This window comes from Rhizobacter sp. P3_B12 (assembly GCF_056402895.1).
This window is the reverse complement of the sequence record NZ_JBFUGN010001245.1, coordinates 1-1,513: the sequence shown is the minus strand read 5'-3', so window position 1 is coordinate 1,513 and position 1,513 is coordinate 1. Positions and strand designations below refer to the sequence as shown.

Below are 1,513 nucleotides of genomic sequence, written 5' to 3'. Positions count from 1 at the left end.
GTGCCACGACATCGCCAGCGCGGGCCGCGTCCACGCGACCCACCTGCACCCCCAGGGGATGCTGCGGATCGAAGGCGGCGATGGTGGTGGCGCAATGCCAGTCCGCGGCCACCAGCCTGGCGCCCACCGTGAGCGGCAGGCCCGACCCCAGGCCGAGCTGCTTCTTGCCCTTCAGCACCTGTTCGACGACCGCGATCTGCGCCGGGTTGCCGGCTGCCGCCACGATGTCGCCAACGGCGAACGGCGCCACGCTGTCGACCTCGACGATGCTGCGGTTCTTCGGGCTCAGGTTCTGGATCGCCAGGCCGCCCGCGAACGGTGCGACCCGCACCGCGGCGGCGATGTCGGCCGCCGGCGGCACCGGCTGCACCTCGATCGTCGCGCCATTGCGCACCGTCACCTGCGGCGCGCTCGCCAGCGGCTGCCGCTCGTCGTCGAGCAGCACGACCTGCATGCCGACCGCGATGCCGTGCGAGGCCGGCTTCAGCTCCAGCAGCAGCGACTTGCCATCGCCGGAGACCGTCGCGCTCTTCACGTCGGCGGCCTCGGTCATGCGCGCCACCAGCAGCGCGTCGGCCTTCTGCCAGTTCGCCGGAGGCCGCTCGACGGTGAGCAGGCCCGCGGCCACCCGATCGATCAGCGCCAGCGCCCCGTCCGACGTGCGTTGCAGCACGTCGCCCTTCTTCACCGCTGGCGTGGCGGTGAACTCGGCCACCATCGCCGGATCGTCGGGCAGCACCTTGGTGACGCCGGCGATGCGCGGCAGGTTGCCCACCGCCAGCACGCTGCTGCCGGCCTGCACGCCGGCCAGCGCCGCCGCAAGCGTCAGCTTGGAGGGGGTCGACGCGGTGAGCGTGACGACCGTGCGCGCGCGCGGGCGCAACTGCGCGACCATGTCGCCCTGCTTGAAGACGGCCGCGTCGTCGACCTCGATCGTCAGCTGGTCGCCGATGCCCCGCGTGGCCGCGCTCACGCGCGCGCTGCCGAACCAGGCGCCGAAGCGGCGGCGCGCGATCTCGCTCATCAACAGGCGGAAGGTGAAACCGTCGGCGGCGGGATCGGCCACCTGCGGGAAGAAGGCCGGCGCGAACTCGGCCTTGGCGAGGTTCCATTCCTGCGCCTGCACGTTGGCCACGTAGCGCGGCGTCTGCGTGAAACCGCTGGCGGAGGTGTCGACGTGCGTCTGCACGCCCACCACCTTGCGCGCGATGCCGCCGCGGCCATCCGGCTGCTCGACGATCCACGGCTCCCACGGCGTGTCGCCCTTGACCGTCTCGCCGCGCGCGAGCCGCGGCTTGGCCAGCGGGCGGGACTGCAGCGGCAGGAAGGCCTCGTCCAGGTGCTGGCCGTCGAAGCGCGCCAGCACCGCGCCGGCCGGCGCATCGTTCGACGCGCCCGCGATCCAGGCGAGTTCCACCTCGTCTTCGAGCAGCTGCGCGCCTGGCGGCGTGCAACCGGGGTCGCCGCCCGCGCAGCATGCGCCACCATCGCGCAGGGCGCTGCGCATGCGCAG

General features: G+C 73.3%; 1 protein-coding gene. It reads right to left on the bottom strand.

Annotated elements, in window-relative coordinates:
• On the bottom strand, positions 1-1,513 hold a 1,513-nt coding region (locus tag AC1D01_RS34200), incomplete at both ends, for a hypothetical protein (RefSeq protein ID WP_477873904.1).